10 protein-coding genes are annotated in these 13628 nt (G+C 28.2%); 3 read left to right on the top strand and 7 right to left on the bottom strand.

Translation table 11 applies throughout. The features are described 5' to 3' along the window. Window positions 1–10 precede the first annotated feature (10 nt). From AVBRAN9334_RS02380 to AVBRAN9334_RS02400, 5 genes are all read right to left on the bottom strand, one after another. Entirely contained in the window at window positions 11–1324 is a 1314-nt protein-coding gene (locus AVBRAN9334_RS02380) for a BspA family leucine-rich repeat surface protein (protein WP_336606923.1), read from the bottom strand. 176 nt (window positions 1325–1500) lie between these two features. Continuing rightward, window positions 1501–3687: a BspA family leucine-rich repeat surface protein gene (locus tag AVBRAN9334_RS02385; protein WP_336606924.1), complete on the bottom strand. Its 2187-nt coding sequence runs from the start codon at window positions 3685–3687 to the stop codon at window positions 1501–1503. Window position 3688: 1 nt separating this feature from the next. Next, a complete protein-coding gene (locus tag AVBRAN9334_RS02390) occupies window positions 3689–5959 on the bottom strand; it encodes a dynamin family protein (RefSeq protein ID WP_336606925.1) in 2271 nt (756 codons plus the stop codon). Window positions 5960–5961: 2 nt separating this feature from the next. Then, window positions 5962–7500 carry a dynamin family protein gene (locus AVBRAN9334_RS02395; protein WP_336606935.1) on the bottom strand — a complete coding sequence of 513 codons (1539 nt, stop codon included), beginning with the start codon at window positions 7498–7500 and terminating at the stop codon, window positions 5962–5964. Next, entirely contained in the window at window positions 7467–7691 is a 225-nt protein-coding gene (locus tag AVBRAN9334_RS02400) for a hypothetical protein (RefSeq protein WP_267525288.1), read from the bottom strand. Before AVBRAN9334_RS02400 ends, AVBRAN9334_RS02395 begins: the two co-directional genes overlap by 34 nt. Window positions 7692–7836: 145 nt before the next feature. Here AVBRAN9334_RS02400 and AVBRAN9334_RS02405 point away from each other — a divergent pair, with 145 nt between their 5' ends. Continuing rightward, entirely contained in the window at window positions 7837–8844 is a 1008-nt protein-coding gene (locus AVBRAN9334_RS02405; RefSeq protein ID WP_336606926.1) for a sensor histidine kinase, read from the top strand. A 34-nt stretch (window positions 8845–8878) separates the two neighbouring features. Here the strand turns inward: AVBRAN9334_RS02405 and AVBRAN9334_RS02410 are convergent, their stop codons facing one another. Continuing rightward, window positions 8879–9067 (bottom strand): hypothetical protein, encoded by a 189-nt coding sequence (locus AVBRAN9334_RS02410; RefSeq protein WP_336606927.1) that lies wholly within the window; start codon window positions 9065–9067, stop codon window positions 8879–8881. An 8-nt stretch (window positions 9068–9075) separates the two neighbouring features. After that, the gene (locus tag AVBRAN9334_RS02415; RefSeq protein WP_214116726.1) at window positions 9076–9687 is read right to left on the bottom strand and encodes a riboflavin synthase; all 612 of its coding nucleotides are present in this window, start codon (window positions 9685–9687) and stop codon (window positions 9076–9078) included. 49 nt (window positions 9688–9736) lie between these two features. Between AVBRAN9334_RS02415 and mnmG the strand changes: the two genes are divergently transcribed. Beyond that, window positions 9737–11593 (top strand): tRNA uridine-5-carboxymethylaminomethyl(34) synthesis enzyme MnmG, encoded by a 1857-nt coding sequence (mnmG, locus tag AVBRAN9334_RS02420; RefSeq protein ID WP_214116728.1) that lies wholly within the window; start codon window positions 9737–9739, stop codon window positions 11591–11593. After that, the gene (locus AVBRAN9334_RS02425) at window positions 11590–13620 is read left to right on the top strand and encodes a CHASE2 domain-containing protein (RefSeq protein ID WP_336606928.1); all 2031 of its coding nucleotides are present in this window, start codon (window positions 11590–11592) and stop codon (window positions 13618–13620) included. The genes mnmG and AVBRAN9334_RS02425 overlap by 4 nt, the downstream gene beginning before the upstream one ends. The last annotated feature ends 8 nt before the right edge of the window (window positions 13621–13628 follow it).

A 13628-nucleotide genomic window follows, 5' to 3' on the forward strand; every position in this document is an offset into this window, starting at 1 on the left:
TATTCTCCTTTTATTTGTGATTTGATTGATTTAAATTCGTGTAATTTGAATTAGGAATTTCAATAATTGCAGGGCAATTTTTTAAAATCATATTTTTTATATAGGTTTTTAAATTAATTTTCATAGTATTTTTATCGTTGAATTTTTCTATTTTATTTAAATTAAAATGAAAAGTTTTATTAAGACTAACGCAGTCTTTAAACATATAAAACATATCCTTTACTAGCTTTGTATCAAATGTGAGTTCTTGATTAAAATTAGAGCAATTACAAAACATTCTATTCATATTGATAACATTTGAAGTTTTAAGATTAATTGGCTTATTTAGATTAATACAATTATAAAACATTGAGCTCATATTGTGCGTTTTTTTGCTATTGAGATTGATTTCTTGATTAAAATTAATGCAGTTATAAAGCATTTCACTCATATCAAAAACATTCTCGGTATTAAAGTCAAGGCTTTGATTAAAATTTACACAATTATAAAACATAGCATTCATTTTAAAAACATTCTCGGTATTAAAGTCAAGGCTTTGATTAAAATTAATGCAGTTATAAAACATATAACTCATATTATTAACATTAGCAGTATTTAAATCTAATGAACTATTGAAATTTTTACATTCTGCAAACATTTCGCTCATATTAAGAGTGTTTGTGGTATCAAAATTAAGGCTTTGATTAAAATTAATGCAGTTATAAAACATAGCATTCATATTTTTAACATTAATAGTGTTAAAGTTAAGAACTTTATTAAAATTAGTGCAATTATCAAACATCATTGACATATCAACAACACAATGCGTATTAAAATTAATATCGCTATTAAAGGCATTGCACCCACTAAACATAGCTTTCATATTAGTAACATTGCTTGTGTTTAGGTTTAAGCTTTTATTAAATGCTTTGCAGTTTTTAAACATTTCTTGCATATTAGTAACGCTAGAAGTATCAAAATATAGTGTTTTATTAAAATTACTACACCCACTAAACATAGCTTTCATATTAGTAACATTGCTTGTGTTTAGGTTTAAGCTTTTATTAAATGCTTTGCAGTTTTTAAACATTTCTTGCATATTAGTAACGCTAGAAGTATCAAAATATAGTGTTTTATTAAAATTACTACACCCACTAAACATAGCTTTCATATTAGTAACATTAGAAGTATCCCAAGTATTTATGCCACTAAAATCTTTTCTATTAGAGTTTAGAAATAATTCGCTCATATCTGTGATTAAACTTGTGTCTAAATAGCTTAAATCAATATTTTGATTTAATACAAAATCAATTAATTCGCTTTTGTCTTTAACTAAAATTTTCATTAGCTTCCTTTAATGTTTATTTTTAGTTTAGCATATTGATAGTCCTGATTATGTCCATATAAAATATTTTTAAAAGAATTTGAACTAGGAATTTCAATTGAAATTCCTAAGATTTTTTATTTGATTGTATAGGTAGTTCCAGTAAACATTCCAACAGTATCAGCAGAACTTGGTATTTATAGCCTTTGTAGCCTACTAGAACTATTAGTATTCGAAACATACTTTTTAACAACAGCAGTCGGTTTAATAACAGCAGTCGGTATTGATAGGCTTTGTAGCTTATGTAAGCTTGAGCATCCTGCAAACATATAACGCATTGTTTTAACCCTTGAGGTATCAAATTTTATATTTTTATTAAAGTTAATACAGTTTGAAAACATAAAAGCCATATCTTCTACTTTAGAAGTATCTGATAAAAATACATTAGAATTAAAATCATAGCACCCATAAAACATAAAACTTGTATTTTTAAGATTTGGAGTATTAAAATTTATTTCTTGATTAAATAGATAATTAGAGTATTGTCTGTCAGCCATATTTTCTTTTTCTAATTTTTTTATATTTAGATTAGCAAACATTTTTTCCATTGTAACTACATTTTTTGTATCAAATTTTAGTTTTTGATTGAAATTAGGACAATTTAAAAACATACAACTCATATCAGTTACCTTAGAAGTATCAAAGTTTAAAGGTTTGTTAAAGTTAGTGCACCAACTAAACATTCCACCCATATAAGTTACATTGCTTGTATCAAAATTAATCTCTTTATTAAAATTTTCACACCCTGCAAACATACATCTCATTGTTTTTACTTTTCTCGTATCAAAGCTAAGTTCTTCATTAAAGTGTTCGCATTTATTAAACATATAACTCATATTTCTTACCCTAGAAGTATCCCAAGTATTTATCCCACTAAAGTCTTTGCGTTTGCTATATTGAAATAACCCACTCATATCAGTTATCAAACTTGTATCAATATTAGCTAGGTTTATACTCTCATCATTTGCTAGTTTTTTTAGTTCTTCTTTTGTGGTTGGCTTGTATTTATAGCTTATCTCATCTCCAAAGAAAGCTTTAAAGCTATCTTCAAATTTAGCAAAGGTATTATTTAGGGTGTTTTGTAGTCTTTTATCTCTTGCTTTTATTATAAATTGTTCTAATTTATCTAAATGTTCTTTAGCCTTAGCATTATTAAATAATTCATCACTTATACAATCAAATGATTTATATAATCTATCCTTAGCATTCATCTCATCTATGATAGTAATATCAAACTCAGCTTTTATAGCTCTTAATTCTTTATACAAGCTTTCTTTTACACTTATATTTGTTTTATTTAGTGTGCTTAAAAACTCATCTAAAGACTTATCATCATAAGCGATTTCTAATTTTTGCAACGAACTATAAGCACTTATACCACTATAATCTAAGCCATATTCATCTAAGACATCAGCTACTGTAGAAATAATCTTTTCTATATCGCTTTTTGTTTTTAAATCAGCTTTGTTTAATACTATGTAAAGTTCTTTATCATCTAGCTCTAATTCATCTAAAAAGTCTAAATCACTCTTAGGTATAGTTCCGTTTGCATCAAGTCCTATTAGCCATATTAAAGCACTTGCATTTTTTAAATAATCTTTAGCTGTGTTTAAATCTTCACTTGTGTAATCACTTGCTGAGCTTGATGGATTATAGCCTGGTGTATCTATAAAGCAAATATTATCAAACTTTAGTTTAGTACCTAATACCATATAAGGCATTATTTGTTTAAGATTAAAGCCAAATGAGTTTATAAACTTATGTGATAGTTTTTTATACATATTACTATCTATTTCATTTAGATTTATACTTGCGCTTTGGTTATTGCAAGCTAATATCATAGGCTCATCTTTATTTATTACATAAGTAGGAATTGCTGTAGTTGGCTCTATTCCTATAGGAAGTTTTACTTCATCATCGTTTATAAATGAGCTTATGAACTCACTTTTACCTGCACTAAAGCCACCGCCAACTGCAATGATATTTTTAGTAAATATATCAGGGTAGCTTGAAATGATTTCAAGCTTTTTTTCTATGGTTTGGAGTTTTATTATAGCTTCTGCTTCGTTTGATAGCGATTCTTCATAATTTGCAAACTCTAAAAAGTCATTGTTTAAAAGTTCGTGATAATTCATTAGACCTTTGTTTTTAATCTTGGCGTTTAAAAGTTTTGAGATAAGCTTATTTTGTAGCTTGATTTCTTCTGTATTGAGATTTTTAATAATCTGCTCTCTTAACTCTAATTCTTTGTCGTTTAACTCGTGCTTTAAAGCTTTCATATTCTTTTTTAATTTTTGATATGAACTTAATTTTTTCTTTGCCATTTTATTCTCCTAATTTTTTGATTTCTTTTAATATTGTTTCTTTTGTTTTAATTGCTGCTTCTTTGTTTTCTATATCTAAAGCTAGTTTGTTTAGTTCTTTTTGACAACTTAAAAAGATTTCGCCACTTAAATCCTTATTCTGCAAATGTTTTAGTATATTAGTGATGAAATTATTTATATCACTAATTACATTTGCTTCTAGGCTATCTAGGTAGTTTTTTACTTCTGCTACATAGTTTTTGCCTTCGCTATCGCTTAATCTTCCGCTACGATTTAGTGAGCTTGGCATTTTGCTTGAGTATGATATATCAGGGGTTTTTATAGAACTTATAACTTTATTTATAGCCTTTGCTATGATGATTTCATCTATAAATTCTCTATCCATATTTTCTCTTAAAGTTTGCATTAAGATTTTGCTTAGATTTTTCTTCCATGAGTTTAGATATTCATTAGCGTTTAGACTGATTAACTCTTCAAGTTTATTTGTAAGTGCTATTAAGCCACTATGAATAGTCCCTGCCATTACATTTGTAGTAGTAATGGTTCTGTATCTTGTAACTGGGTATTCTTCATAATCATACTCATAACTTCCCCAACTAAAAGGGTTATACCATTTGCTTGTGCTTCTTTTTACTCTTCTTGTTTCATAATCTGTATATCTTTCTTCTTTAGTCTCTGTACTTACGCTATCATCTACATTTTCGTTTTCTTTAGAAAAATACGCTTTAGCTGTGTTTTGAAGGTGTTTTTTGATTTTTTCACCAATTTCGTTTATATGCTCTTTGTATCTTTTACTAAGCTCTTTTGATGCTACTTCTTTTGCTTTGGCTAATTCTTGTTCTTGTTTTTTGAGTGAGTCTAAATCCATATCTTTTAAAGATTTTAAATCATTTGAAATTAGCTTTTCTAATTCTTTTATAAAATCGTTAAAATCGTTTGTTTTAGCACTTATAAACTCATTTGATTTTTTGTTTAACAATTCATCTTTTAGTTCTTTTACATAGTTTAGTTTTTCTTTGACTAATTCTATATTTGCTAATTTTTTTAGATTTTCTTTAGTATTTTTCTCGTTAAAATAATTAGGATAATTCATTCTTAAAAGGTTCATCACATGCTCTTCATTCTCATCTAATGAGCCTAGATGATTTAGTATAGAATAAGCCATCCCTGATGAAGTAATCACTTCATTTTTGCTTAAATTTTGCCATAAAGCTTTTGCATATTCGCATTCTTTTTCTTGTTCTTCGCAGTAGCCTTTTAGTTGTTTTGTAAAGCTGGTTTTAAGCTTATCTAAGGCTAGGTCTAAATCTTCATTGGTTTCAGTTTTTAATGAGCCATAAAGTTGCTCATCCATTTTAGACGCTATTACAAATAGCTCATTTACTCCGTCTTTATTGCCTAATCTATCCATTAAATTAGTATCTTCTTGGTTTAGAAACTGCCCTGATGGAGATACTATAAACACCACATCGCATTTATGTAAAAGCTCTTTTGTCCTTGCTTCACGAGATACTATTGGGTCATTTACGCCTGGGGTGTCAATGATTTGGATATTTTTTAAGCTTTCTTCGTTTAGCTTCAAGGTAACTGATTTTGTATAAGGCATAAACCTACCATTAGCTCCAACATATTCTAAAAGCTCTTTATTTAATTCGTTTATATTGTTTGCTTTGATGGTTACAAATTCATCTTTTAGTTTTAGTGGATTTGCTTTAATTCTTTCAAATTGATCATAGCTTGAGCTTAGGATAAGATTATCGTTTAGCTCTCTTTTTGCTGATTTTTCGGCTTTTTCTTCTATATCTTTTATATCTTCTTTACTTAATTTAGCATCTAGTTTTTTCTCTTTTCTCTCTTTTAACTCCATAAATTTTATATCTTTTAATCTATTTAGCTCTTTTATATATTGAGAATGCTGATTTTCAATCTCATTAATATCGGCTTGTTTATAAAGTTCAACGATAGCACTTAAATTCTCATCGTATTCAATCATAGTAAGTGCTGCTGTCATAGGTGTAGCAGCCTTAGGTAATACATCAGCTCCATTAAAGACTAAAGTATTTAATAACGAGCTTTTACCAGCTTTTACACGCCCAACTATTCCTATTTTTAATAATCTTTGGCTATTTTTTAACTCTTCTAAATACTTTTCTAATTCCCCACTTTTTACTATTGCAAACTCATCTTTTAGACTTGTTATTGTGCTTGTTTGTAAATCATCGTATTTTAAGACTAATTCTTCTAAATTTTTTGTTTTAGCTAAAATCTGCATTTTTACTCCTTGAAATATTTGTTTTCTAATTCTTGTGTTTTGTTTATTAGTTTGTTTAAATAATTAATCTGATTATCTAGCACTTCTTTTGTTTTGCTTAGTGTCTCTAGGTCTTTTTGTGTTCTTTCTTTTTCTTCTTTCATACTTTCATCAAAAGCTTGTGCTATTACCTTACTAAGCTCTTCTACTTGGGTTTTAAAAAGATTTGGGACTATATTAGATAGTTCAGTTCCTACTTTAGCCATTACTTCTTCTTTAAATTTACTCTTAGCTCTTTCTTCGGCTTCTTCCCTAGCTCTTCTTGCTTCTTCTCTAGCTTCACGCTCAGCTTCTTTATTGCCTCCACCTAAAAAACCTAATAATCCACTTAAAATATTTGTTGCTATATTAATTATAGGAATATGCTTGAATACTGAAAGAATATTTATACCAAGGATAGCTATATCTTTTATAAAGCCTGTATCAGCATTGATTTTGCCTATTTGGATATTTTCTACTTGTATATCTATGCCACGAGCAATGGTTTTGATACTATCTAAATCAAAACTTTTTATATTATTGTTTAAGGTTAGATTTCCTAGGTCTATTTCAAATTCTTTTACTATGCTTTCTCTGATTTTTAGTAAAGACTTGTTTATTTCAGCGGATAATACTACTTCAATCATATTACTTAAATCATTTGAAATATCAGCACCATTTATAGCTCTATTTGCTAGATGGTTTAAGTCATTATGAATTGTTGTTTTTGTGTTTTGTATTATACGACCTACTTCATTAGCTCCGTATTTTTGATATCCTAATTCGCTTAAGGTTTGTTTTGTGCTATTTATTTTATTTGTTATTGCTGCAAAATCTTTTAATTTTTCTTCAAAATCTTTTTGATTTAATTGTAAATTTATTAGACTATTTTTGCTTATATTTCTAATGCTTTTATTAAATATTTTTAATTCTTCATAGAATATATTTTTAAATATTTTTTCACTATCAATGCTTTTTAATGCTTTTAATAATTCATTACCGCTACTATCTCCTAGGCATATTATTTCCTTATCATAGTCGTATTCTTCTAAAAGCTCTAGGATTTGCTCTTTTACTTTTTCTATGGTGCTTGGGGTTGCTAGATTTGTCTTGCTTAAACAAAATGTAAAATCTCTATTATGCTCTGTAATGTTGTTGATTTCACTTTTGATATCTTTTTGTATTGTTCCATCACTAACTGGATTTAAGATTATAAAATAAGCACCTTTATAAAGATAATTAATTATGGCTTTATTGTGATAATTATTTCTAGCAGCAAAGCCTGGCATATCAACTAAAACCAATGGTTCAATATCTTTTAATTTTTTATTGTTTAAAAAAACTTGAATATATTTATAATTACTATTGCTTGTAGCTAGAGAGCTTAACTCGTTTATATTTAAAGTGATTTTTTGGTTGTTTTCATCTATTGCTATGATTTTTTCATCTTCATTAAATCTTAGCTCAGTTGCAAGTGCTGTTGTAGGCTCTATCTTAGTCGGTAAAATCCCCCCCCCATAGATACAGAATTATCTAAAAAATTATTAATCAATGTGCTCTTACCCGCACTAAAAGCACCTACTACTGGGATTATTAGCTCGGTTGAATTAATTCTTGATTTTAATTCATTAATTTTTGAGAAGATTTCTTTATCTTCAACTACTAATTTTAGTTCATCTAAAAATGACAAAAATTGATTTTTGATTTCTAACATTGTTTTCCTTTCATAAAATTTGCTTTGATTGTATCATAAAGATATGCTGAAAAGTGTCCATTTAATTTTTTTTTAAAAAAATATATGGAATTTTATCGTGCTAATGAATATTTTTAATATAATCTTAAAAATTTAAAGGATATTTATGAATAAAAATATTTTAGATAGCTTAGATTTATCAGATAAGCAGAGTTTTGCTGATGGGCTAAAGGCGTTAATTGAGCAAACTTATGTAGTAGAGAATGAATACAAGGCTTTAAAGACTTCTTATGATAGTTTAATGCTAATGATAAATGAAATCATTGAGATTTTACCAAGTGCTATTTGGGTTTTGGATGAAAATCAAAATCTAGTAGTGAAAAACAAATTAGCAAGTGATGAATTATTTAGGCAAATTGACCTTAATAAAGAGCATTATGAATTAGAATTTTTAAATAATTTTTATCAAATCAAATCTATAAAATACGCTGATAAGCACCTAATAATGGCTACAAATATTACTAAAGAAAAGCGAGATGAAAGGCTTGTTTCTATGGGTCAAGTAGCGGCTAATTTAGCTCACGAGATTAGAAATCCAATAGGCTCGGTTTCACTTTTAGCAGGGGTGCTTTTTAGTAAAGTTGAGCTTAAAAATAAACATATTGTAATGCAAATGCAAGATGCGATTAAAAGGGTTGAGAGAATAATTGAGAGCACTTTGCTTTTTACTCGTGGGTTTAAGCTAAATAAATATGAGTTCAATTTGCAAGAATTTGAAAACGAATGCCAAAATGTCTTTAATACCTATAATAATAGTGATGAAATAATTCTAAGTGAATGCACTTTTGCTCCATTTACAATTAGTGTTGATAAGTCTTTAATAAGCTTAGTTTTAAGCAATTTAATTTATAACGCAATTGATGCTTGTGAAGAAAATGGCACTATCAAAGTCAAAGGAGAAATTATAAATAATATATATAAAATTAGTGTTTTTGATAGTGGCGAAAAGATAGCAAATCTTACTAATCTTTTTGAAGCATTCAATACAACTAAGCTAAAAGGCAATGGCTTAGGCTTAGCATTATGCAAACAAATCTGCAACGCTCACAATGCAAACATATATTATTGCAACGAGCCTAAGAGCTTTTGCGTGGAATTTAAATTAGATATTTAATAATTCATTTATTATTAAATATCTTAATTATTTTTTATTTGCTTTTTTGAGCGTTTGTTTTAGCGTCTTTTATAAAGTTTAAAAACTCGTTTATTTTATCGTAATTATCAAATGATACTTGTTTTTTAATAAGCATTTTTACTAATTTTTCATTTACCAAATACTCATCATCCATCTCTTGTGCTTTTTGCACTAAAGCTCTTAACATAATTTCTTCATTCATAAAAACTCCTAATAAATAGCACTAATTCTATCAATATCATCCCAAGTAAGTGAGTTATTTTTATAATTTAGCATTCTATGAACATATCTTGCCAAAATATCAGTTTCTACATTTACTAAATCATTGATTTTATATGAATTAAATAAAGTATCTTTTAAAGTAATATCAATTATTGTAAGTCTTATAGAATTGTTTAAAACTTCATTGATAGTAAGGCTTACTCCATCAATTGCAATGCTACCTTTATTACACACAAAAGGCATTAATTTTTCATCAAGACTTATATAAAAATCTATCCCACTAGCAAGCTTATTTATCTTAATGATTTTACCAAGCCCATCAATATGCCCACTTAAAATATGCCCATCAATCCTATCTCCTACTTGCATTGCTAATTCAGTATGCACTTTTTCACCTACTTTAAAAGGTTTGATTATTTTTTGAGTTTCACTACTAAGATTTAGACTAAAGCCATCATTATGAGTTTTTATCACACTAAGACAAGCTCCATTAGTTGCTACGCTATCTCCTATGTTTGGTTTTAGTTTTGAAATTAATCTTAATTCATTATTTGAATAGTTTTTTATAAAGCCACATTCTCTTATTAAACCATTAAACATTTTTATCCTTTACAATAAGCTTAGTGTATTATAAAAAAAAGGATTAATGATGTATGATATTATAGTAATTGGTGCTGGTCATGCTGGTGTTGAAGCAGCACACGCAAGTGCTAAAATGGGTAAAAAAACACTACTTCTTACGATTTTAAACGATAGAATTGGAGCAACTTCTTGCAATCCTGCAATAGGCGGACTTGCAAAAGGGCATTTAGTAAAAGAAATAGCCGCACTTGGCGGAATTATGCCAAAGATTACTGATTTAAGTGCGATTAATTACAAGACTTTAAATGAGAGCAAAGGTGCAGCTGTTCGTGGGACTAGAGCTCAAATAGATATGGATGAATACAATAAAAATGCTAAAAATATATTATTAAATATGCCTAATTTAGACATTTCTCAAGAAATGGTTACAGAGCTTTTAGTAAAAGATAATGAAGCTTATGGAGTAAAAACCGAGCTTAATAAAACTTATGAAGCTAAGAAAATAATTTTATGCAGTGGGACATTTTTAAATGGTTTAATTCATGTAGGTTTAAGCAAGATAAAAAGTGGTCGTGTAGGAGAGCTTAGTGCTAGTGAGTTAGGCGATAATTTAGCTGCTTTAGGGCTTAATCGTGGAAGACTTAAAACTGGAACTTGTCCTAGAATTGCAGCAAGTAGTATTGATTTTAGCGTATTAGAAACTCAAGAAAGCGATTTAAATACTAAAGGATTTAGCTTAGAATTTACTTCTCATACATTGCCGCAACTTCCTTGCTATATAGCGCATACAAATACAACAACTCATGATATTATCCGTTCAAATTTTGATAAAGCTCCTATGTTTACAGGACAAATTAAAGGAGTTGGCCCTAGATATTGTCCTAGTATAGAAGATAAAATCAATCGTTTTGCGGATAAAGAAAGTCATCATTTATTTATTGAGCCACAGACAAAAGAAGCTACAGAATATTATATAAATGGTTTTTCAACTTCTTTACCATTTGAAGTTCAACATTCAATGATACGCTCGGTTAAAGGCTTTGAAAATGCTAAAATCACAAGACACGGCTATGCAATAGAATATGATTATTTTGACCCACTTGATTTGTTTCATACTTTAGAAAGTAAAATTATTAAAAACTTCTATCTAGCAGGTCAAGTAAATGGGACAACTGGTTATGAAGAAGCAGCAGCTCAAGGGCTTATGGCAGCTATAAATGCAAGTTTGGCAATTGATAATAAAGATGGACTTGTGTTACGCCGTGATGAAGGATATATTGGTGTTTTAATTGATGATTTAGTTACAAAAGGCACAAAAGAGCCTTATAGAATGTTTACAAGTAGGGCTGAGTTTAGATTATTACTTCGTGAAAGCAATGCAATAACAAGGCTTAATAAATACGCTTATGAGTGTGGTTTAAGAGATGAAAATAGCTTTAAATACTATGAAAATCAAATAAATGATATTAAAAAAGGTTTAGAGTTTTTATGTGAAAGCAGGGTTGTTCCTTCAAATTCTTTTAATGAATTATTAGCAAGTATTAATGAAGAGCCGATTTCTCAACCAACAACTCTTCAAAAAATTATAGCTCGTAGCACGATAACAAAGGAAAAAATGCTTTCTTTAGCACCAAGTTTGGCTAATTTAAATGATTTTGTTTTAGATGAAATTTTACTTGATGCAAAATATTATCATTATGTAAAATTGCAAGATGAAAGTATTCAAAATCAAGCGAATTTGATTAAGATTAAAATTCCAAATGATTTTACTTATCGTGGAATTAGTGGGCTTAGTAATGAAGTCGTAGAAAAACTTGAAAAAAATAAGCCTGATAATTTGTTTGATGCAAGTAGAATTAGTGGAATTACTCCAGCTGCAATTGATATTCTTCAAATTTATATTAAATTAAAGGCTAAAAATTGATTAGACATTTAAGTAAGTTTAAGAAATTTTATTCTTTTATAGTTTTATCAATTTTAATGATTGTTTTTTCATTTTTTATAACTATAAAAGAAGTCGGTATTATCACAAGGCTAGATAATTTAACTCACGATATGTTTTTTAGAATTAATGCTTATTTTAATCATAATATTAAAGGTGATAGTAGAATTGCTATAGTTGATATTGATGAAAAAAGCTTAGCTAGTCTTGGGCAATGGCCTTGGGATAGAGATATTCTTGCTTGTTTGGTGTATAAATTAAATTCTGCTAGTGTGGTAGGATTTGATATTTATTTTGCAGAAAGTGATAAGCGTGGAGAAATTACTAAAAAGATGAATGATATGGAGTTTAATTCTTTAAACATTCCAAAATATCATTTTTGCCAACGCACTCAAGATACTGATAAAGCTTTTGCTATGGCACTTTCAAAGACAAATAGTATTTTAGCCTATGCTATAAACTTAGGCTCTTATATAAACGATACGGAAAAAAAATTAGCCCCATTAAGTAATCAAAGCATAGCTGAAGATAATATTGATTATTCATTGCTTGAACATGGCAAAAATATTACAGCAAGTATAGAAGAATTAAGCGATAATGCTTATGCAAATGGATTTGTTAATTCATATTCACATTTAGATAATGTAATTAGAAATGCCTTTATGATGATTTATTATGATGATGGTGAGTTTAAACAACTCTTACCAAGTCTTAGTCTTGCAATGTATGCAAAATATCTAGGAATTGATGATATTAAAGCAATTGGAGATAATTTTAAAGATATACATTTAGTATTAGGAGATAAGGATAGCTTTGTAGTAAATGCTCATGCATTGCTTGGTTTATATTTTAAAGGAAAATCTCCGCATTATGATTATATTAGTGCTATTGATGTTTTAGATGGGACTATTAGTAAAGAGTTCTTTAAAGATAAAATAGTTTTAATTGGAACTAGTGTTGTAGGGCTTAATGATATTAGAAGCAATCCATTAGATGAAAACTTACCAGGTGTTGAAATCCACGCAAATGCGATAGATAATTTATTAAATGATGAATACCTAACAACCCCAAAATATTCATCTGAAATACTTTTAATTTCTTTATTATTAATAATTGCTCTTAGTGTTTCTTTTATGTATTTTAAAAGCATAATTTTGCAAGTTTTATGGCATTTAATACTTTTAGCAACTATTATTTTAGGGCATTATTATTTTATAATTAGCAAGAAGTATTTACTTCATACATTTGAACTTATTTTGGTTTTAGCTATTATGGGAGTAATTGGGATATTAATTAACTTCTTTTTAGAAAGCAGACAAAAAGAATTTATAAAAGCTAAGCTAGAAAAAAAGGTTTCAAAAAGAGTAGCAGAGCAATTAATTAATACAGATAGCAATGTATTTAGCACAAGCAAAAGAGAAATATCAGTATTTTTTAGTGATATTAGAGATTTTACTACGATTAGTGAGAATATGGATGCTTCTGATTTGGTTAATTTTTTAAATAAATATATGACCCCTATGAGTGATATTATTTTTAAATACAATGGAACGGTTGATAAATATATAGGCGATGCTGTTATGGCGTATTTTAATGCTCCAAATGATTTAGAAAATCACGCTGATTGTGCTTTACAAGCTGCAATTGAGCAAATAAAAACCTTAAAGCTTTTAAACGAAGATTGGGGCAAAAAAGGACTTCCTTATATAAATATAGGTATAGGAATTAACACAGGTGAATGTATTGTAGGGGAGATGGGAAGCCTTTCAAGAAGTGATTATACTTGTATAGGAGATGGAGTAAATACCGCAAGTAGGGTAGAAAGCTCTTGTAAAAACTATAAGGCAAATATCTTAATCTCTCATAACACTTTAGCAGCCTTAAAAGACGCTAGTATATATGAATTAGAATTAGTTGATGAATTAAAGCTAAAAGGTAAAGATGAAACTACTAAATTATATAAATGCAGTGGCTTTAAAGGAGAGAAATTAACTTTATGGCGTGAATAATTAGGAAT

Source organism: Campylobacter sp. RM9334, assembly GCF_020138145.1.
In the GTDB taxonomy this organism is placed as follows: Bacteria; Campylobacterota; Campylobacteria; order Campylobacterales; family Campylobacteraceae; genus Campylobacter_E.

Coding starts and splice junctions, on each gene's coding strand:
- AVBRAN9334_RS02380 (WP_336606923.1), bottom strand. CDS start 1,324: ATGAAAATTTTAGTTAAAGACAAAAGCGAATTAATTGATTTTGTATTA.
- AVBRAN9334_RS02385 (WP_336606924.1), bottom strand. CDS start 3,687: ATGGCAAAGAAAAAATTAAGTTCATATCAAAAATTAAAAAAGAATATG.
- AVBRAN9334_RS02390 (WP_336606925.1), bottom strand. CDS start 5,959: ATGCAGATTTTAGCTAAAACAAAAAATTTAGAAGAATTAGTCTTAAAA.
- AVBRAN9334_RS02400 (WP_267525288.1), bottom strand. CDS start 7,691: ATGTTAGAAATCAAAAATCAATTTTTGTCATTTTTAGATGAACTAAAA.
- AVBRAN9334_RS02405 (WP_336606926.1), top strand. CDS start 7,837: ATGAATAAAAATATTTTAGATAGCTTAGATTTATCAGATAAGCAGAGT.
- AVBRAN9334_RS02410 (WP_336606927.1), bottom strand. CDS start 9,067: ATGAATGAAGAAATTATGTTAAGAGCTTTAGTGCAAAAAGCACAAGAG.
- AVBRAN9334_RS02415 (WP_214116726.1), bottom strand. CDS start 9,687: ATGTTTAATGGTTTAATAAGAGAATGTGGCTTTATAAAAAACTATTCA.
- mnmG (WP_214116728.1), top strand. CDS start 9,737: ATGTATGATATTATAGTAATTGGTGCTGGTCATGCTGGTGTTGAAGCA.